General features: G+C 60.7%; 18 protein-coding genes and 8 pseudogenes. 10 read left to right on the forward strand and 16 right to left on the reverse strand.

The window, feature by feature from the left end; genetic code table 11:
* Positions 1–164 precede the first annotated feature (164 nt).
* Positions 165–563, forward strand: a complete 399-nt coding sequence (locus tag K289_RS0138035) for a transposase (protein WP_027556176.1) — start codon at positions 165–167, stop codon at positions 561–563.
* A gap of 1,097 nt (positions 564–1,660) precedes the next feature.
* Complete coding sequence (locus K289_RS0138040; protein ID WP_156918404.1) at positions 1,661–2,293, forward strand: hypothetical protein; 633 nt, start codon at positions 1,661–1,663, stop codon at positions 2,291–2,293.
* A 291-nt stretch (positions 2,294–2,584) separates the two neighbouring features.
* Here K289_RS0138040 and K289_RS46710 read toward each other — a convergent pair whose 3' ends face one another.
* From K289_RS46710 to K289_RS53245, 6 genes and pseudogenes are all read right to left on the reverse strand, one after another.
* Complete coding sequence (locus tag K289_RS46710) at positions 2,585–3,055, reverse strand: hypothetical protein (RefSeq protein ID WP_035687472.1); 471 nt, start codon at positions 3,053–3,055, stop codon at positions 2,585–2,587.
* A gap of 416 nt (positions 3,056–3,471) precedes the next feature.
* Complete coding sequence (locus K289_RS52935) at positions 3,472–3,897, reverse strand: major capsid protein (protein ID WP_371260903.1); 426 nt, start codon at positions 3,895–3,897, stop codon at positions 3,472–3,474.
* Positions 3,872–4,330 (reverse strand): annotated as a pseudogene (locus K289_RS52940) (major capsid protein); the annotation flags it as partial. The gene K289_RS52935 and the pseudogene K289_RS52940, both read right to left, overlap by 26 nt.
* A gap of 107 nt (positions 4,331–4,437) precedes the next feature.
* Positions 4,438–4,764 (reverse strand): annotated as a pseudogene (locus tag K289_RS46720) (head decoration protein); the annotation flags it as partial.
* A gap of 45 nt (positions 4,765–4,809) precedes the next feature.
* Positions 4,810–6,890: pseudogene (locus K289_RS53240) on the reverse strand (phage portal protein).
* A gap of 88 nt (positions 6,891–6,978) precedes the next feature.
* Positions 6,979–7,209, reverse strand: a pseudogene (locus K289_RS53245) (phage portal protein); the annotation flags it as partial.
* Here K289_RS53245 and K289_RS51945 point away from each other — a divergent pair.
* Together K289_RS51945 and K289_RS46730 are read left to right on the forward strand one after the other, a co-directional pair.
* Positions 7,103–7,519, forward strand: coding sequence for a hypothetical protein (locus tag K289_RS51945; protein WP_198024865.1), 417 nt, complete (start codon positions 7,103–7,105; stop codon positions 7,517–7,519). The pseudogene K289_RS53245 and the gene K289_RS51945 overlap by 107 nt on opposite strands.
* Before the next feature lie 477 nt (positions 7,520–7,996).
* Complete coding sequence (locus K289_RS46730) at positions 7,997–8,254, forward strand: hypothetical protein (RefSeq protein ID WP_035687476.1); 258 nt, start codon at positions 7,997–7,999, stop codon at positions 8,252–8,254.
* 81 nt (positions 8,255–8,335) lie between these two features.
* On the opposite strand, the gene K289_RS0138090 is transcribed toward K289_RS46730, so the two are convergent.
* The 8 genes and pseudogenes from K289_RS0138090 to K289_RS0138120 form a co-directional block, all read right to left on the reverse strand.
* On the reverse strand, positions 8,336–8,746 hold the full coding sequence (locus K289_RS0138090; protein ID WP_027556182.1) for a globin domain-containing protein: 411 nt from the start codon (positions 8,744–8,746) through the stop codon (positions 8,336–8,338).
* A gap of 356 nt (positions 8,747–9,102) precedes the next feature.
* A complete protein-coding gene (locus tag K289_RS0138095) occupies positions 9,103–9,876 on the reverse strand; it encodes an outer membrane protein (RefSeq protein WP_027556183.1) in 774 nt (257 codons plus the stop codon).
* Between the two features lie 228 nt (positions 9,877–10,104).
* On the reverse strand, positions 10,105–10,839 hold the full coding sequence (locus K289_RS0138100; protein WP_027556184.1) for a hypothetical protein: 735 nt from the start codon (positions 10,837–10,839) through the stop codon (positions 10,105–10,107).
* Positions 10,826–11,140 carry a hypothetical protein gene (locus K289_RS48060; RefSeq protein WP_051311270.1) on the reverse strand — a complete coding sequence of 105 codons (315 nt, stop codon included), beginning with the start codon at positions 11,138–11,140 and terminating at the stop codon, positions 10,826–10,828. The genes K289_RS0138100 and K289_RS48060 overlap by 14 nt, the downstream gene beginning before the upstream one ends.
* A gap of 72 nt (positions 11,141–11,212) precedes the next feature.
* Complete coding sequence (locus K289_RS48065) at positions 11,213–11,461, reverse strand: ParB/Srx family N-terminal domain-containing protein (RefSeq protein WP_051311272.1); 249 nt, start codon at positions 11,459–11,461, stop codon at positions 11,213–11,215.
* Between the two features lie 250 nt (positions 11,462–11,711).
* A complete protein-coding gene (locus tag K289_RS0138110; protein WP_027556185.1) occupies positions 11,712–12,137 on the reverse strand; it encodes a hypothetical protein in 426 nt (141 codons plus the stop codon).
* A 36-nt stretch (positions 12,138–12,173) separates the two neighbouring features.
* On the reverse strand, positions 12,174–13,022 hold the full coding sequence (locus tag K289_RS46740) for a nodulate formation efficiency C protein (RefSeq protein ID WP_084788903.1): 849 nt from the start codon (positions 13,020–13,022) through the stop codon (positions 12,174–12,176).
* Between the two features lie 296 nt (positions 13,023–13,318).
* Positions 13,319–13,596, reverse strand: a pseudogene (locus K289_RS0138120) (transposase); the annotation flags it as partial.
* A gap of 62 nt (positions 13,597–13,658) precedes the next feature.
* On the opposite strand from K289_RS0138120, the pseudogene K289_RS52650 reads away from it, so the two are divergent.
* Positions 13,659–13,840, forward strand: a pseudogene (locus K289_RS52650) (IS630 family transposase); the annotation flags it as partial.
* Between the two features lie 32 nt (positions 13,841–13,872).
* Here K289_RS52650 and K289_RS51100 read toward each other — a convergent pair.
* A complete protein-coding gene (locus K289_RS51100) occupies positions 13,873–14,031 on the reverse strand; it encodes a hypothetical protein (protein ID WP_156918405.1) in 159 nt (52 codons plus the stop codon).
* A gap of 302 nt (positions 14,032–14,333) precedes the next feature.
* Here K289_RS51100 and K289_RS51105 point away from each other — a divergent pair, with 302 nt between their 5' ends.
* Positions 14,334–14,498 (forward strand): hypothetical protein, encoded by a 165-nt coding sequence (locus K289_RS51105; protein WP_156918406.1) that lies wholly within the window; start codon positions 14,334–14,336, stop codon positions 14,496–14,498.
* A 231-nt stretch (positions 14,499–14,729) separates the two neighbouring features.
* The gene (locus K289_RS0138130; RefSeq protein WP_156918407.1) at positions 14,730–15,029 is read left to right on the forward strand and encodes a hypothetical protein; all 300 of its coding nucleotides are present in this window, start codon (positions 14,730–14,732) and stop codon (positions 15,027–15,029) included.
* Positions 15,030–15,715: 686 nt separating this feature from the next.
* Here K289_RS0138130 and K289_RS0138135 read toward each other — a convergent pair.
* A complete protein-coding gene (locus tag K289_RS0138135; protein ID WP_156918408.1) occupies positions 15,716–15,907 on the reverse strand; it encodes a hypothetical protein in 192 nt (63 codons plus the stop codon).
* Positions 15,908–16,289: 382 nt separating this feature from the next.
* Here K289_RS0138135 and K289_RS0138140 point away from each other — a divergent pair, with 382 nt between their 5' ends.
* The 3 genes and pseudogenes from K289_RS0138140 to K289_RS51955 all read left to right on the forward strand — a co-directional run.
* Complete coding sequence (locus K289_RS0138140; RefSeq protein WP_027556189.1) at positions 16,290–16,574, forward strand: DUF3892 domain-containing protein; 285 nt, start codon at positions 16,290–16,292, stop codon at positions 16,572–16,574.
* 344 nt (positions 16,575–16,918) lie between these two features.
* Positions 16,919–18,109: pseudogene (locus tag K289_RS51950) on the forward strand (IS256 family transposase); the annotation flags it as partial.
* Positions 18,110–18,115: 6 nt separating this feature from the next.
* Positions 18,116–19,036 (forward strand): annotated as a pseudogene (locus K289_RS51955) (IS3 family transposase); the annotation flags it as partial.
* Between the last annotated feature and the right edge of the window lie 102 nt (positions 19,037–19,138).

The raw sequence follows: 19,138 nt of genomic DNA on the forward strand, positions 1-19,138 counted from the left end.
TGCTCAACAATGAATCACAACAGATTCTTCCGATTCAAGATTTCGCCCGCAGCGCGTCGTTCAAATCCGATTCCAAATGTGGGTAATTGAAAGGTAGGAGACCCCACATAGCGCTGCGTGTTCGAATAGCAGAGAATCTCCTGGTGTTGTGCAAGGAGAATCCTGTGAGCGAACGTATGTCTGATACTAGAAGCTTCGAAGTTCTCACGGCGAGCCCTGTGCGGCTGTCGAGCAGTCCGGCGCGCAGTTACCGGTCATGGTCGGATGAGGAGAAGGCGGGGATCGTGGGAGAGACGCTGGTTGCCGGAGCGAATGTATCGGCGATTGCGCGGTCAAATGGGCTCGATCCGTCGCAACTTTTCGTGTGGCGTCGCAAGGCGAAGGCGTCCGGGGTTGTCGTGCCATTGGCCGCAGCTCCGAGCAAGCCGGTCAAATTTGCGCGCTTTGAAGCGATGCGGAGCGACATGGTAGAAATTGTTATCAGCGATGTGGTGGTGCACGCGGGCCCTGACGTCGGGGCTGACCGGCTTGTCGATGTGATGCGGGCGGTTCGCAAGGCATGATCCCGGCCGGCGTGCAGGTTTATGTCGCGAGCACACCGGTTGACTTCCGCAAGGGGGCGACCGGCTTGATGGCTCTGGTGCGGGACGGTGGTGCAGATCCGTTCTTATGTGTCGGACGAGATTATGTGGCGGAGGCGCCCCTTCATGGCGTGCCAAGCATTGTCTTCAAGCGTGGGCTGCGGAGTGCGTTGATGAACTGCAGAGGGACGAGCGGACGTGGGAACGTCCGGTGTCCGACTTGGCGAACAACAACGGAACGGTAGTCGAAATCAGCCCTCGAACTACCGGCATACTGTGCTCTTTGATGGCGTTGCAAGACCAGCCGTCCTACACCGAGACTACATAACGCAATAGAATTCAACTCGGACAGCTTAGACATCGGCCTGGGCTTAGGCAGCCAACCAATCCAGGTAGGTGCCTGGGAGACCTTTTGCCGATACAGCTTGGGGGCATGCCCGTGGATTCCCGTCCGTGCGGGCCATGCCGGTTAGCTTTGCGGCAAACGGTAAGGCTGGCCACCGAAGTTAGTCGCGCGTGACAGGGACAGCGCTTTATAGGGAACGACAAAGCGCCGAGTTATGTCGCGACTAACTTCACTGGCGCAGCGCGGGCGCGATAGGGACAGCGTCGGCTTTTCGCATGTTTCCTCGGCGCCGAGTCGCGTCCGCGCTGGCTGCCCAAAGGTAGATCGCGCTGGTCGCGCTCGGCCTTCGAGGCCTAGCTGCTTTGCGGCCAAGGCTGAAGTTAATTGATCCACGCGGCATTGGTTTAGGAGGCCAACCAGTTTTGGTAGGTGCGAGCCCGGGACCTTTCGCGATACGATTCCATCGCCCCGGGGCTTTCCACCCTCGTGGGGCGGCCGGTCAGTTTTACTTGCAGGACAGTAAGGCTGACCGCTGAAGTTGGCGGCGCGTGGCAGGGACAGCGCTTCATTGGTCCGTCACAAAAGCGTCGAGTCACGTCGCTGCTAGCTTCGGTGGGTGGGAGCGTGATGTGGGAAAGAGCGATCCTGCTCCCCTGCATCGGTCCAGCGTCCTATTGTAAAGAAGCCGGGGCAGGGACGAGGGTTGGAGTATCCCAGATGGGAACATGAAAAATTGTCGGTCGCTTTGCGCAGGAGGGCAGCGTGGACGATCGAACGTGAAATCGCGGCGTCGCTGGTCAATGCGGCGTTTCCGCTCCGTCAGGCCCGCGTTCGGTTCGCGGGCCCGACTTTGGGGCAGCTGATGACGCCATTGCAGATGATCAGTGATTGGCTCGAAACGCAGGACGCGGAGGTAAAGAGCGAAGTTGCTAGTATGGCAGCGCTGCTGGTGTTCGATATTTCTGAGTTTGTCGATTACGCCGGCCAAGAGCAAACAGCATCCCTCAGGCACTGGCTGACCGAGGTGGGTCTACCAGCCTATACGGTTCTCAGCCGTGCTTTGAAGTTCAGATCCTGCTTCGAGCATTTCGCGGAGCGTAGGTTTACTGAGGCCGGGTGGATGCAGTCCGAAACGGCCCTTCGTAAAGCGCTCGAAGAGGCTAAGCGTGACGCGAATTCTGACGCTGCAGGCTTTGCTTCAACTGCGCAGAGAATGCTTGACGAATTTCCCATCCGAAAACGCAGCTGGATCGAAGCCGGGAAGTCCTGGAGGCAACTGGCCGATGCCCACCTAACGTCGCGCGCTCTGAGGGAATGGACGACCTCGCAGATAGCGAGCGTGAATTTCACCCAGGGCAGCGGCTGACCGGGCGGCAAGCGTGGCGCCGATTCACGGCACAGACTGGGTCACCACTTGTAACGGTCTTGGCAAACAATCTGCGCCTTGTCTTCGTCGCCCCACTTCCGGCTCCGGTGAAGACGCCGCACCGGCTCCGTGATTGCACTGTGCACTGTGTCCATTCTAAACTTAACGGCCGAATTCTACCCGCAGATTCGCAGATCACCACATCATCGGAAAGGTGGCCGCGCGGGACACCGCACTGATGTCCGCTGTCAAGGATTAGAACGCAGAAGCAGACCATTGAAAATTGCCCGTCTACTTCTTTGCGAGTACGACCTCATCCTTCTTCTGCATCGGAACAGTCGTGCTGTAGTACGGCCAGATGTAAGGGCCTCCGGCACCTTGGTTCAGATCTTGGTTGATCGCCTCATACCCTGCGATAGCAGGCGGTTTGGACAGGTCGGTAGGAAGCAGCAACAGGGCTGTGACGGGCTTACCACCCTCCGCGTTCCTCCAAACCATGTAAATGTATTTCCCGCCTGCTCCTTGGTTCAGATCCTGACCTGTCCATTGATAATCGGGAGGCGGATTTTTTTGCGCTTCGTCAAATGCAATGAAGTCGATTGCTGTCACTGGATTGCTATTGTCCAAGGTATAGCCGATGTAGATATACTTACCGCCCACGCCTGTATTCGTGTCCACAGACAGGAAATCCCAAGGCGGCTGATATTTCGGCCCAGGATTGTCATCAACTTGGTTCGTCAGTTGTCGAATCGGCGCTGTCATTTAAGACTCTCCGTATCTTGCAAGGTCCGTTCCATTGCACCTCTATTTTCGACATACACACTCCCAATGCTCAACTACCAGAATTAATAGTTTGGCCGGACAACCCTGACGACCGGTGTCGCGAGGGAGTTGGCACCGGGTATAGCACTCGCCGAGAAGTGTGTCGGAGGGGACAACCATGCTCACTGTTGCCGAAATTGCGTCCGCAAAAAACGCGTCCAGTATCAACGCGCAAACGTTTTGCAACGCACATGACGACTGCGTCAGGATTGCCTATGAATGGCTAGACGCGCAAATAAAGCCGCAGCCCGAGAACGACGCTTACGAACAAAGGGGGATCGGGCCCGATCTATTCCGGCACCCCTGCAAGTTCGGCCTCGACGGAATGGTCTCGCGCGGGCCTACGGCGCGGGCCGCTATACCCACCGGATCCAAGGTGAAGAACCCGAAGCATACATGTGGCACTTGTCCGTGTTGATGTACGGCTGGGTGCCGACTTGGCCGCGATAGTTGGTCCACATGATGCCGCCAAACGGGAACGCGCCGTAAACCTGGCCGCCTTGCACATAGCCCTGCCGCAGTTCTTCGGCGGCCTGCCAATTGGTGTACGTGGCCCGCACTTCCGGATGCGCGATCAGGTTGTCGAAGAACGCATCGCCGCAGATCGCCTCGACTCCGATGAACGGCGTGCCATCGAGCGCCGCCGCAATGGTGCGGATCACGCCCGCGCAAGTCTTCCGCAGCACGCCCGGTGCCGGCGCCGCGTTGCAAGTCGAAATTGACCTCGGCCGCCTGCGCCACGCCGAAGGTCGCGAACAGATCGAGGGTGCTGCCATCGGCATAGGTGACGACGCCCTTAACCGCGCCGAGCCGCGAATACTCGATGGTCGCTTCCTGCGACCGGCCGTCCGTCTGCATGCGCTCGCCGACGAGCCGCATCACGCTATCCTCGCCGCTCTCCTGACCGAACGGGCGGATGTTCTGCACTTCCTCGGCGTAGACCGCATCGTTGATCTCGAAATGCGGAACGTTGATGGACAGCATCGAGCGCTTGCCCTTGTCCAGCGTCACGCCGGGACCGCCGCGCGGCGTGGGCGGCACCAGAACAAGGACGTTGTTCTTTTGCTCGATCGCGACCGACGTGGTGGTGATGCCGGTTTCGGCGAACAGGCCCGACGCGCCGAGATAGCCGGGCACGAATTTCAGCTTGTTGATGGCATCGGTCAGCGAGACGACGCTGAATGCATCGCTGTTGAAGATGTCGAGCATGGGCATTGCCGTTTCCTTTCAAAAAGACAAAAGCCACCCGCACCCCCGACAGCACGCCGCCGTGGTTGTTGAGGTCGGATAGATTGTTGGGAGGGTGAGAAAGGCGCCCGCGCCTAGCGGACGATGATCCGGTTGACTGCGAGATCGGTCGCGATCTGCGGAGCGGTCAGGCCGGATTTGTAGGTGAGCGTTTTGCCGTTCACTTCCGAATCGCGAACGATCGCCGAGATCGCGGCCGTCGCGCCCGCGCCGGTCACCGCGCCATACAGCGCGACCGCCGCCGCCGTCTGCGATCCGTCCGCAGCGGCGGGATCATGGGCGATATACTGACCGCTCGCCGTGACCTTGCCGAGCACCTGACCGGGCACGATGGTTTGGCTGGCGCCGATGGTGATGTTGCCGCGCGAGCGGCTGCCGTTCGCCTCGGACAGCAGGAACTCGGCGGGTGCCGACCTTCGTTGAGCGTGGTCATCGTGGGATTCCTCCTATTGCTTGCGGATGCGCGCGTTCAACTGCTCCGCGATCCGCGACCACGCAGCAGTGTTTTTCTCGCGCGTGGCTTGGGTCGGCAGCGCGCGATGGTGTTGGATTTCGAGCTTTTGGTCGGCGGCGACCCGCGCCTCGATCAGCTTGCTCCGGACAGCCTCGGTCGGCTCGTTCGCCTTGATGAAGTCGCGCGCCAGTGCCGGCAGGCCGGCGAGCACCTCGTTGACATAGGCCATCGTGGTATCGCGCCCCTCGCGGCGCGCGGCGTCAATCCGGATGATCTCGGCACCACCCTCATTGGTTGGAGCCGGGGGCGACGCCGTTTCCGGCTTGGCTCCCGGCTCCGCAACTGCCGGTGCCGGCGGCGGCTCCTTCTCGGCGGTTGTCTCGATGATCGCTTTGAACTTCGTCGCCGCTCCTGGCGGCAGCAGCCGCAGCGAACAGGCGGCGGCCATTTTCACCTCGGCGGTCACCTCGTCGGCGAAGCCCCAATCCTTGGCTTCATCCGCAGACATCAGCCGGTCCTCGGCCATCAGCGCCTTGACCTCGTCGGTCGATTTCCCGCCGCGCGCGGCATAGGTCGCGGTGAGCGACTGGTCGATCCGATCGAGATCGTCCGCCATGGTCCGCATGTCGGCCGCGTTGCCAATCGCAAAGCCGCTGGCGCCATGCACCAGCAGGAACGAGTTCGCCGGCATGATGATCTTGTCGGCGGCCATCGCGATATAGGAGGCCGCCGAGGCCGCGATCCCGTCGACATAGGGGTGACGTTCGCGGGATGGCTCTTGATGGTGTTATGGATCGCGACGCCATCGAACACGTCGCCGCCGGGCGAGTTGATCCGCAAATTCAGTTGCTCGATGTCGCCGAGCGCTTTCAATTCGGCGTCGAAGTCCTTGGCCGACAGCGTGTCCTCGCCCCAGAACGAGCGGCCGATCTCGTCATAGATCATGATTTCGCCGGTCTTCTTGGCGGTCAGTTTCATCGAAAACCAGCGGCGCATGGTCGTGCTCCTATGCTGCGTCTGCGGAGTCTTGGGATTGATCGTCGGCCACAGCGTCCGCGACCTCTTGCGGATCGGGCGCGTTCGGATCGATCGGCTGCGTCGACGAGGCGCCATGGATCGGGAAATTGAGACCGAGTCGCTCCTCGCGCTCGTGGTCCAGCGCGATCCGCTCGTCGGTCTCCTCGGGTCGTAACCCTCCGCCTCGACCACATCGCTGCGCGACTTGAAGCCGGAATCGACCGCGAGCTTTTCGGCCTGCCGGTCCTTGAGCGGATCGACCCACTCGAAGCGCGGCGCGATCCACTTCGCCCGCTGATAGCCGGCGACCTGATCGACATAGCCCGGCAGGTTGATGGTGCCCGCCAGCACCGCGTCGCTCATCCAGCGCTGCCAGATCGGGCGGCAGAGTTGAAAGACCATGACGTTGTGCTGCAATTGCTCCAAGCGCCGCCGGTACTCGACGATGACGCCGCGCAGCGACGAGTAGGACGCGCGCCGTGTGTCCCCCGTCGCGAGCATGTAGGGCACCCCCATCGCGGAAAAGACGCCGAGTTGCTGCCGATACTGGAACGCCTCATATGAGCCGCCGACATCGGCCGGATCAGAGAACTTGATATCCTCGCCCGGCAAGAGGGCCTGCATCGTGCCCCGTTCGAGCGGGGCGATGCCGACCTGAACGCTGTTCGCGTCGGAGCTGACATCCGGGAGGATGTCCTCGGGCGCGGGCGACGTGATGAAGCCCGCGTACATCGCAGCGATCTTCTTCCGATCAAGCTCGGCGTCGTCGTACTGGTCGAGGAAGTACAGCTTGACGAGCGCAGGCGTCACCAAAGGAACGCCCCGGACTTGGCCGGGGCGTGTGACGCGGAAAACGTGGAGAATTTCGCTGGCGGGCACCCGGACCTGATCCATGGTGAAGCCGCCGACCTCGATCGGGCCGTCGCCGGGATGTTGGGTAAAGAACCAGTATGCGACGCGCCGGCCGATGAAATCGAACTCGACGCCGTTCATGATGTAGTTGCCGTTCGGCGCGATGCGGTTGTCCCAATAGGGCAGCATCTCGCTTTCCAGCATCTGGATTTGCAGTGGCACCGAAAGCGTCCTCGAGACGGCGGGGCCGAAATCGGACGAAGCATTCGCCGGCCTCGAACAGCGACCGGGCGGCGAGCGATTGCATGCCGTAGAAATCGACAATTCCGTCCGCGTCGCACTCGTCGGTCCAGTCGAGCCACGCCGCCATCACCGCCTTGCGGCTATCGGCGTTCTCGATCAGAGAGGACGGCTTGATGCCGGCGCCGATCAGATTGCCGACGAAACTCTCCACGGCGGCGTTCGCGTGCGGGCTATTCCGCAGCGTGTCGCGGGCGCGCAACAGCTCGCCCTGCCATGACATGATGACGTTGGCGGTGACGGTAGCCGGGCGCCAGGGCGAAAGCCGCCGCCCATACCGCGCGCTATCGAAGCCGCTCTGCTTGGACCCGGGCTGGATCGCGGACGACGGATCGAACTGGTTGCGGATGCGCCGCGCGATGTTCCGCAGCGCGCCCATGGCTCAGAGACCCTTGTCCCATGGCGAGACCATGCGGAACGTGGGGCGCGTGACGGTGACCTCGATTTTCGACATCATCAGCGGCACGCGCATCGGACCGCTCGATCCCTTGGTCGGGCGGACGCGCCGGGGGAATCGCCGGCAGAACTCGTAAACCCGATTGAGCGGCAGCGTGTCGGTCTTGCCCGGCCGGAAACCGGAGTCGACGAAAGTCAGATGGATCGGCATCCCGTCGATCGGCGTCGAGATCAGTTCGGCGAGCTGGTCCCAGACATCGGTCTCTGCGGTATCGCCGCGCAGATAACCGCCCCCGGATCGGAGCCGACCTGTGAGGCCCCTGCGGGGCCGCCCACAACCCTTTGATCTTCCGACATTTCTTCGTCCCGGAATTCGACCCGAATTGCCTTCCAACCACCGACCATGGCCTAAATCTGGACCATTCCGCCGGGGATTTGGCCCGGAAACGCGCCGGGCGCTGATTGATCCAGCCACCCGGCCTCGGGGGTCGAGACCCTCGCAATTCCGCGCCGGGCCAAACGGAGGAAATCCGCGCCATGATGGCACGCACCCCCGCCGACATCGGCATCGCCGACGCGCTCGCCATGGCGGCGCTATCCCTTGGGGTTGGCGTATGACGGTGACAGAGATCGAGGCCCGCACGGTCGAGGCGATCCGCAAGGCGGACCACTTCACCGCATCGCTGTTCCTCGGGCGCGGTCAATACCGCATCGAGCAGCGGCCCACAGTTCTCGCCGCGATGCAAGCGGCGCGCGATCATTTACGCCATTGCGCCCGACGGCCACGCCACGCTGCTGACCGCCGCGCTAATCGCAAAACTACTTTCACTCAGATCGTAAGGCCATCCGTCCGCCCTCAAACCACACAATAGCTGGCTTTCTCTAACAAACGCGATGGGCCTGAGCGCCCCAACTGCGGCCTCTCGGCACCGCAGCGAAACTTTCGTGACACTCTATGTTTTCGCGGCTGACCGTAGCATCTCGGTCTGGGCCGTGGCGTAAAGTGTTCGCCAAGACTCCCGCAGTTCCGGGGTGAAAGAGGCGCCTAACTTGCGCTCAAGGCTCCACATCAACGCCTCGCCCATTGCGACATAGTGCGATGGCTGAACGCCGAGTCTGGCGTGCTTATGACCTGAAAGCGTGATCAGCGATTGGAACATCGGTCTCTCGTCGAGCGAGGCGACCAGCGCCGTGATCATATCCAGCACCTTCATCCGCTGCCGCTCGATGTCTCCGGTGAACAGGTCCCTTGCATCGGGATCTAGTTCGACGAACCGGCTGTAACACAGGGCAGCGATGTCGCGACGGATCGGCCACATCGCGTCGAACGATATCCTTATGAGGTCGACCTGTTCGGGCGTCATTGGTCAGACGAGCAGTCTCGTAAAGAATGGCCTTGTGGTCTCAGTGACTAACAGCGCCTTCTCGTCAGAAGTGACGACGGTGCCAAATTCATGGTCGCAGTTCCAGCAGGGCCAAAGGGCTGGGCTTCGTGCGCATCATCGCTTCCACTCTTCGAGGTGGAGAACCACAGCGAGGGCATTTTCCGTGATGTCGAAGCGAGATTGATGCCATGCGGAGCCTCATTCTCGTGACTCATACATCCTTGCGTCGTTCCTTGAGAACGACCTACATCCATGATTGCTAGCTAGAGAGAGGAGCAACGCGCCAAGGATTGTCGAGCTCTCCGTGGGATGGACCGCTTCCGTTCTGGCGAAGATCAATATGTCGGGGCGACCGCGCCACCCCAGCGGTAGTTCACGCGGACCAATCCGATATCGACGTCCTGACCGATACGGGCAGTCCCTGCAAAGGCGCCCGCCGGACCACCCACGAATCCGGGTGAAAAAAAGAAGTCCACGTCCCGATGACCCATGAACAAGTGATCGTACTCAACACCGATGGACCAGTTCGGAGCGAAGCCAAATTCAAGGCCCGCCCCTACCGTGCCGCCCCAACGAGTTTCGCTGCCGTTGTCGATGGCCAGCCCAGACCCAAATTCGAAGACCCGGTATTTGTCACGAACGACCGCAGCCCCACCTTTCACATAGAGCAGCACGTTATTCCAGGCATAGCCGACTTGGCCCGTGAACAGACCGAATGCATCAAGCTTGGATTCATCCTGGACGCCTGCGAAAGCGGAGTTGGCGTTGGAGCCCTTGAAATCAGACCAGTTGCCCTGCGCCTCCAAGCCGAACACCGAGTTCGCTATTTGCCAGCGATAGCCGATTTGACCGCCGACCGTGCCTCCCGTTGCATTATGGCACCCCATCCCAACGGGCGGAGCGACGACCACGCCGCCGGTGTTGACCACGTCCCAGCATTGATGCGCGGAGCCGCCGCCGCCATTGATGCCGATGTAAAAGCCGCTCCAATCATACATTGGAATGACCGTCGGGGGCGCTTTGACGTAGGGCCGCGCAGCAAGATCAGCGGCAGAGGCAGGAGCGGCCAGCGCGATGAAGGCTATCGTGCCCAGCAGGACTTTTTTCATTCTCTAAACCGACTTTCCCTGACGGTGTGTTGGACGAGGATTGCCACGTGACCATCTGCTCCATCAATTCCCAAGGTTGGTAGTTGACTGAGGCCTGAGCAACCGTCGGACGGACGAAAGGGCATGTCGTGTCGGCAGTGGATGCTGTCTGCCGACTAATGATTAATGTCTAATCGCCGCTGTCCCTCGCCTTGTGCCCCTTCAAAGCCTATGCTGACCACGTGGCTTCTAGTGAGCTCGCGAGATTACGTTGGAGCGTGGCGGTCGCCGCTGCTGTGCCGAGGGGACCTCGGCCATCGCCTGCTTGCCACGCGCAATTCCGCGATACATCCCGGCGCCGCGCCGCTCAATTTCCGAGTAAGGGATTTCCGGGCACGTCAGCCGCGCCCGCGCTGCCGGGTTGAGAAAATAGATGTACCGCAGTTGATATCCCGCGAGCGGCGTGCCTTCACCCGACCAGCGCCCGCCATTCCTGGCGAAGTGATCCGCGCGATTTTTGCCGGTAACTTGCGCCATCTTGTGCACCACCGTGCCATCCGGCGCGCGCAAGAGGCTATGGTTCTTCCGAATCGCAGTCAGGACGAAGCCCGCCGCGCGATAGATCGTCCCGTCGCCGCACTGGCACCCATCCGCGAACGAGATCACCCACTCGATCTGGGGATATGTCTTCCGGATCATCCGCAGCGCTATTCCGAGGGCGCGGCTTTCCGAGTTGCGCGGTAGCGCATCGGTGAAGACCAGCCGGTTCAATTCGAGAAAACCGTGCCATCCGGTATCGCGCACCAGCCCTTGGATGTTCGACTTGTCCATCGACGGGCCGAAGGTCATCGCGCCTTCGAGGAAGACGCCGAGCGCGAGATAGGCGTTCTGCACGGTCTTGTGGCTGTAGTGCTGGCGGATGATCAGCGCGTCTGCATCGCGGCGCGAGATCGGCGCGACGCGGATGTCTTTAGCGCTGGGCATGATTGAGCAGGTACTCGGCGCAGATATCCGCGAGCGCATTGCCCTGCGGCGATCGGTTCGGACTGTTGGGATCGCGCGGCTTGATCGCGGCCTTGATCGCGGCGTCGACCGTGTCCCATTGCTGGCCGTACAGGATGAACGTCATGTCGCGATATGGGGACCGGTCGCCATCCGGCAATTCCGGCATCGCTTCCAGCGCGGCCACACCGATCGATAGCTTCGTAAGCTCGTCCTCGGTGATGCCGGTCAGGGAAAGCTCGAAGCCGCCGGCCAACAGGTCGTTCAATTCGAGCCGCAGCATCTCGTCGTCCCAATCGCTCGCGTCGGTCAGCCGATTGTCGGCGATGACATAGGCGCGCTTCTGGTTTTCGCTTTACCCGCGCGCGACGATGACAGGCACCTCGGCGATCCCGAGCATCTTGCCCGCCGCAAGCCGGCCATGACCGGCGAGCACCATCCCATCATCCGCCGCCAGGATTGGCATGGTCCAACCCCACTCGCGGATCGACGCGGCGATCTGCCCGATTTGCTCGGCTGTATGCCGGCGCGAATTGCGCTCATAGGGCCGTAAACGGTCAATTGGCCATGTTTCCACGGTCGGTTTGCTCGCCAGTGCATCCATGATGACCGCCTGTAGGGGCGTTTATGGCCCGAGACTGCCCTGTTTCATGAGGCTTGCGAGAACCGGGCCGAAAACGGGATCGCGAATATCAGCGAACCTGGCGACTCCAGTGATTTGCGGCCTCGACAACCCGGATATGATCCGCGCACAGGTAAATGTCATTACAGCGAAAGGTGGACCTCGGCGTCCGGCACTCCCGGTATCCGCATAGTTCGCCTACACAGTGAGCATCGACGCTGCGACTTCACGTTCAATCATCGTCGGCCCCCGAATTATCGACAGCGCTAGCGAACGTTTTGCTGCCAGTTCCGGTACGGATAAAAAGCGCGGGCTTATCGTCATCAACCCCGCCTAGATTGGTGCTATTATAGCAACGCTGGCGTCCGATCCCGACCACGCTTTGGACCGTTGCGACCAAGGCTTCCATTGCGGCGGCTTGGCGCTCCTGCGCGAGCACGCTACGCTCTTGCAGCTTGAGGGCCGCCTCGGCGAGCCCTACTTGACTCTCTGCGGCTTTGACGACGCAAAGCCGCTCTTTCGCGCGGAGCGTCTCGGTGTCCAAGTCGAGGAGTTCCTCGGCTTCGAGCAACCGGATGACACGCTCTCGCGCCCGGGTCTCTGCGCGCGCGACAGCACGTATCAGCCTATCGTCAACCTGTTCGTCTTCGCCATCCATGATCGACGGCCCGGGCCTCGCGCTTGTTTACGGCTTTCATTTGGCCAATGTTTTTCGGGCCCCCTCGAATGCTTCCTGGTCTTTCGGGTCTGCAAGTTCAAACCAAGAGTCGGGTGCATCCGCGGCGATAAGCGTGGCAAAGAAGGATTGTGGCTCCCAATCCTGCTCTTCGCGCTTCTCGAAAATGATGACCCCGGCACGGGTAACATAACTAGGTCCGGGAGTATTGCAGTTGACCGAGAGCTCCACGCGCCACAGGGTGCCCTTCGCGGTTTGCTGCTCGTCTACCTTGGGCGAGTAGCGCAGTCCAACCGGCTCACCGATATAGCAGCGGCCGCGCCGTAGAAGATCGCCCAGCTTGCCTTGCGCGGTCGTCACGAAGTTGAAGCTAGCGGGATCATGCAGAAAGCGACGGTTCACGCCTCTTTCTTTGTTTGTTACTTCGTCAGCAACAAGCGAAAGCGCGAACGCCTGCCAGCCTAGTTCCATCGGTTTTGCGTACGGAGCCACAAGTTTCACGGTGCCATCGGGTGCCACCTCCCATGTGACCGTATACTCGTCCTTTCCTTCATCAGACCGGCGTTTGGCCCATGAAAAGACAACGAACTCGCCAGTGTCGGTCTTGGGCCCAAGTTCCCATCCCCTGGGAACGAAGTGGGCTACGCTCGAGACCCTGGCGAAGATTTGCTCCGCCGTCTCGCCATCCTGCGCTCGCCAAGTTGATTTAACCTTGTCGATTAGGGCGTCGTCGTACGCGCGGACACCATCGTCCTTACCGGCACCATCGTCCTTACCGGCCAACCGGCCGGGCAATACCAGCCATAGGCCAAGGCCGAGACAAACTCCGAGACCGATGCCGAACCAAAGTACGCGTTTTGCAGTCATTTCACTTACCCCGCGTACCCCACGGTACCCCGCGACCTCGCGCAGTCAGTCCTAGTGCATCGTATCTCCGAAGAGACCCGCGATGCACCTATCAGGATTGGTTGGTTACCATGCCGGGCGTTGTCCGGCTGGCCGTTTACGGCTCGGGAAAGCCACTTCTTTAGCGAGAAACCAAAGGCCGAAAACGCCGCCGCAAAATATGCGCGAACTAGGCGGTGCCGCGTACCCGCGCCGCATCGCCGCGCCCAAAGTACCTTTGAGATTAGGAACTGCAAATCTTGCGGCTTACGTAGCTCGGCCGCGGGCGTCACCACTTCTTTCCCAAGAGGTCCTTCAGTGCCGCGTTGTCCAACATGGCGTCGGCCAACAGGCGCTTCAGCCGCGTGTTCTCATCCTCCAGCGTCCTCAGCCGCTTGGCCTCCGAGACTTCCATCCCGCCGAACTTTGCCTTCCACTTGTAGATGCTGGCGTCACTGACGCCGTACTTGCGGCACAGATCGGCAACCGGCACACCGGCCTCATGCTCCTTCAAAATCCCGATGATTTGCTCTTCCGAAAAGCGGCTGCGCTTCATGCTCTGGTCCACATATGGGCCAGAGCGAACTTCAATCTGGATTAAGTCCAGGGGGCAAGGTCAACGCCAGTTGGCTCAACATGGTCGAGATCGAGATCGGCGTCCTCCAAGGGCAGTGTCTCGGCCGCCGGATTGCCGATCCAAAACGCCTTAGAAACGAGATCGCAGCATGGGAACGGCAGCGAAACAAAGCTCGGGCCGTATCAACCGGATGTTCACAACAGACAAAGGTCGCGCCAAACTGCGCGACCAAAGAGTCAAAATCACCGTGACGAGCTACTTGCCGCGTCCCACGACTGCGCCTGCAACAGCAGTTATAATGGCTGCTATGCCTATGATTACAGGGAATATTCCCAAAAACATTCCTCCGGACGTTGCAAACGTTTCTTCAGGAGTTAATTCGGTCACACCATAGGCTGACATTTCGGTCTTCATTGTTGGTCTCCTTCGGTCCGTGGACCCTACCGTTACGCACGCGATAGATTCAAAGGTCGTGCCAACTGCTCAGCAAGAGCCTCACAACGCTGTTCTGTAATTCTATTCAACGGTCCTGAACGTGCGGCGGCGTGCCCTTCCCGAACGTCAATGTGTCTCGAACGAGACAATCCCGACAACGAGGTCGGGATTGTCGGTAAACGGCTCCTCCGCGATAGCAGCGTATCCGGGCCCTTGCTCCTGCGCGCACCGACGCCGCAGGGGAAATTCCGCATTGAAATCAAGAATAGTGGACCGCGAGGATGTTTCGCACCGCCGATGTCGAAGGCGGGCATCATGTAGCACGAGGAGAGCTTGAGGCCGTGCGCGCAGACGGGGCGGTCGAGTTCTTCTATTGCGACGACAATGCGGGGCGCAGGGCGATAACGGGCAGCCTGTCGCGCGAGTCGGCGCTTGCGAAGGCGTAGGCCTGTCTTCAGCAGCGGGCCAAGCGCGCCAGTCATGCCCCCGTGTTATGCGTCAAAGAGGTGTGGGGCCCCGTAGACGAATGGATACGCGAGTGCAACCGGCTGGCGTCTAATGGGCTCAGGTGTTTCGCGAGTACGGCGGGATACCGGTTTCGGAGCGGAGGCCGGTGAGTTTCCAGACAGACCGAACGGGGGGGCGCGATGAGAGCGATTGGGAGGTTGGCCGCGAGCATGTCCCAAATCGCGGTGTGGCCGCTGGCCTTGTTAGATGCGGCCGTCAAAGGGGCAAACCGCAAAACCATGCGGTGCGCGATCCGCGACCGCAGCCGCCCGCTATTTCTTTTCGCGCTCTTGAGGTTCCCAGCAGTGTCAGCTGGCGCGCTCGCGTTGGCGATCTTCTCTGTCCATGTGAAGCCAGATCATCCTTGGCCGATTTTTGGAATGGCTTTGATAGTCGTAAACAAGGTACTGGCGCTGGCCAACTATCTGCTTGATGAAGGATTGCGGGTCAGAAGGGCGCTTCGCATGTAACGCAGATTTGCTGGGACGGCTTAGGCGGCGTTCTTGCCCCTCGCGCGAGTCCGCGCTCTGTCGCTTTGCAAAGGGGAATCGGCCAGTTTCCCTGGCACAATGGTGCACGCGCACTGTCTGAAAGAGCCTGAGGGTTGGCCCAGCCGGGTACTAAATGGGCGTGTAGCAAACCTGTCTTCCGTGGATGGCGCGAACGAAGAACGGTATGGCGTCAGTGATAAGCAAAATTGGCGGACGAACTCATGAAGCGGAGCAATCCCGGCCGCCGCAGGACGTGTCCGGCCAAAAATTGGCTGGCAATGGTTCGCAGCGGTGTGATCGTCGCTTGCCAGGGTTAAGAAGTACTTGAGCGAGAAATAGCCCAAGGGCACTGCGGCGGCAATCGACGCGTTACGGAACGTATCGCCACGCGGACAGGTCTTCCGGAATGCCCATCTTCGTACGGTCTTCAGCCGACGGCCGATAGCATGTCCCGTTCGCTAGTTCGTCTGCGGCTAAAACCGGGGAAATGTATTGACCTAAAAGCTGACCGTCAAACAGAAGGGCGCATCCGTCCGGGACGATAATAATTTCAGCTAATCCCGCGCGTGTTTCGTACGTCCACTTCATATCTACTCGGGCCGTAGACCTTTCTCCGGCGTTCGTCGGGAACGCTGCGCAGATTCAAGGCTGCTCTTTCTTGCAGCCTAGTCGAAATCCAGCGCAGTCCATTGATTGCCCTGCTCAAGGTGTGTTGCGTCGATAACGTAGCCGGAGCCCTTTATGACTAATCCGCCCATGGCTGCAGCGCCGTGGCGAGTCGCCATCCGCCGGGAAATAAGCGGTTCGTTCTCGTGGGGCTCGTAGAGAAGAATCTTGTAGACAGTGACCTTAGTCATCTCCACGTCTCTTTGGATGCTGCGCGAAACTTCGCTGGCGCCTTGCCGGCCACCCAAAGGGCCGATTTTAGTCCGTGCGCTTGCGTCACCCCCTGAAATTAGCGGCGACCTCGGCGACACTGGAGGCAGCGCGAGCGCGACTCGGCATCGTGTAAACGAAGCGCTGTCCCTATCACGCGCGCAAACTTCGGTGGCCAGCCTTACCGCCTTGACAGCAAAGCTGACCACCGCGTTCCCCCAGGTGATAGGTGGCGCTGCCAAATTGTATCGCGGAGAAGGGCTGCACAGCACCTACCAGGGTTGGTTGGCGGCCTAATCCCTGGCCGAAGTTTAAGCTGGTCAGTAGCCCTGCAGCCGAAGGAGAAGGAAGAAGGAGACCCTCATGGCCAAACTCGCACGCATTCGTTGCATCAATAAGACCGATAAGATGGATCCCCACGAGAGGATTGAAAATGTCGGTGGTGTATATTCAAGCGGCAGTCGTTGGAAGCAATCTGTCAGTCAAACGATCAAAGACATCGAAAGTGGCGAATGGGAGTTCTATGTCGAAGAAGACGGAATCACGGTTGGTTTGATCGTGGCCAAACACAATGGGCATAAGTACATCAAGACGACGGCGGACGGCATTCAGCCCAACGATCTTCTTTCACTCGCTGAGTGCCCGTGAGCTTCAGTAACAGAGGTATCTACAGCGAAGATTTTGCCAACGCCTTCGAAGCGGATTGTTGTGGGGGCGGGGAAACGCCGATCGGCCAGTCCGCGTTGCATGAGCTCCGAAATCAAAGGAACCTAGCAGAATGTCTCCTCCTGGCCCAAGCGGGCTACTGCGCCTTGAGCGGCGATGTCTCGTTTTGTAACCAGAGCGGACTGCGTAGAATGAGCCAGTGCACGGAAGGCCTCGTGACCTCTCAGTGGAGCTATGCAGGAAAGTGGGTGATGACGGACTGAGATAGGCGGCGTATCGAGGCGGGTGTCGAGCCTGCCAGAACCTCTCAAGGAGAGCGATACGCCATGAACGAGACTAGCAACATTGTCCCGCTTCGTCAGCCCGACGAGATCGATGATCCACTGACCAATGTGCTGCGCGCCGGTGCGCGGCAGCTTCTGGCACAGGCTGTCGAGGTGGAAGTCGAGACCTTTCTTGCCACGGTGAAGGATTTGAAACTTGCGGACGGACGCGCCCGTGTCGTGCGGCATGGCTACGGCCCGGCGCGAACGATCCTGACCGGGGTCGGCCCGGTCGAGGTGGCGCGGGCGAAGATTCGCGACCGCGGGGCGTCCAGCGATGGCGAGCGGATCCGGTTCAGTTCGGCGATCCTGCCGCTGTGGGCACGGCGGACCAGAAGTCTGGATGCGCTGTTGCCGGTGCTCTACTTGCGCGGCATTTCGACCGGCGATTTCCAGGAGGCGCTGACGGCCTTGCTGGGCAAGGACGCGCGGAACCTGTCGCCCGCGGTGATTTCCCGGCTGACGGCCGAGTGGCAAGGCGAGTACGAGCGCTGGCAGAGGCGTGATCTGTCGGCGCGCCGATACGTGTACGTGTGGGCCGATGGCGTCTTCCTGCAGGCCCGCATGGAAGACCACGGCGAGTGCATGCTGGTGCTGATCGGCGCGACGCCGGAGGGCAAGAAGGAACTGATCGGTTTCCAGGTCGGCGTGCGGGAGAGCGCGCAGAGCTGGCGTGAGCTGCTGATCGACGTCAAACAGCGCGGATTGCAGATCGCGCCCGAAATTGCCGTCGGCGACGGCGCGCTCGGCTTCTGGAAGGCGCTCGACGAGGTCTTTCCCAGCACACGGCACCAGCGATGCTGGGTGCACAAGACCGTGAATGTCCTGGACAAGGTCCCGCTCTCGGTGCAGGCCACCATGAAGAAGGATCTGCGCGAGGTCTATTGGGCGCCGAACCGGGCGTCCGCCGAAGCGGCGATCGACGTCTTTGCCGAGAAATACCGCGCCAAATACGGTCGCGCGGTCGAATGTCTGAAGGATCGCGACGCGCTGCTGGCCTTCTACGACTTTCCTGCCGAGCATTGGGATCACCTGCGCACCAGCAATCCCATCGAGAGCGTGTTCGCCACCGTGCGGCACCGGACGGTGCGCACCAAGGGTTCGTTGTCGCCGACAACCGCCAAGCTGATGGTATTCAAGCTCGTTATCACCGCATCGAAGACCTGGCGGCGGCTCAAAGGCACAAATCAGTTATAGCTCCCCGCGGCCAAGCGGAAAGCTGTCGCGCATCTCATGGATGCCCACGGGATGAGCGAACGGCGGGCGTGTAAAGCCATCGGCTATTGCCGCATGACCATCAGATACCAGACGACCCGGGCGGATGACGCCGGGCTTCGCCAGCGCATGCGGGCGATCGCCGAGGTGCGCCGTCGCTTTGGCTATCGGCGCCTGCATGTTCTGCTCAAGCGGGAGGGCTATCTGATCAACCACAAGAAACTGTTCCGGCTCTACCGGGAAGAAAGGCTCGCGGTTCGCCGCCGTGGCGGCCGCAAGCGGGCGATCGGGACCCGGGCGCCGATGACAGTGCCCATGGCGCCGAACGAGCGCTGGTCGCTCGACTTTGTGTCGGATCAGCTCACGGACGGCCACCGCTTCCGCATCCTGACTGTGGTCGATGATTGCACCCGCGAATGCCTGGCGCTGGTGGCCGACACCTCGCTCTCGGGCACCAGGGTGGTGCGGGAGCTGGACCAGTTAATGACCGAGCGCGGCAAGCCGAAGATGGTGGTCAGCGACAACGGGCCCGAACTCACCAGCAACGTCATCCTGACCTGGACCGATCAAAGCCGCATTGGCTGGCATTACATCGCGCCGGGCAAGCCCACGCAGAACGCCTTCATCGAGAGCTTCAATGGCCGACTGCGGGACGAACTGCTCAACGAGACGCTGTTTACGTCGCTGGCCCAGGCCCGCGTCGCACTCGGATACTGGCGAGCCGACTACAATGATGCACGCCCACACTCGCGGCTCGGATGGAAGACCCCATCCGAGTTCGCTTCCACCTGCAACCCGCGCCGGGATCTGGCGCTGCGCTACGCCCAAGGCTCCGCGCCAGCTCCCGTCGCTCCCACCGCCCGATCGGGCAAATCCAACGACCGGAGCGAACTCAAAGCTGGATAAAACTTGATGTGGTGGAACGGCCCGCTCCAACAGCATCAAAGTGCTAGAACGTGGTCGTTGTTCGAACGCCACAAAGGAGGGACCGTTCCGTGAAACAGGTTA

Source organism: Bradyrhizobium sp. Cp5.3 (assembly GCF_000426265.1).
GTDB lineage: Bacteria > Pseudomonadota > Alphaproteobacteria > Rhizobiales > Xanthobacteraceae > Bradyrhizobium > Bradyrhizobium neotropicale.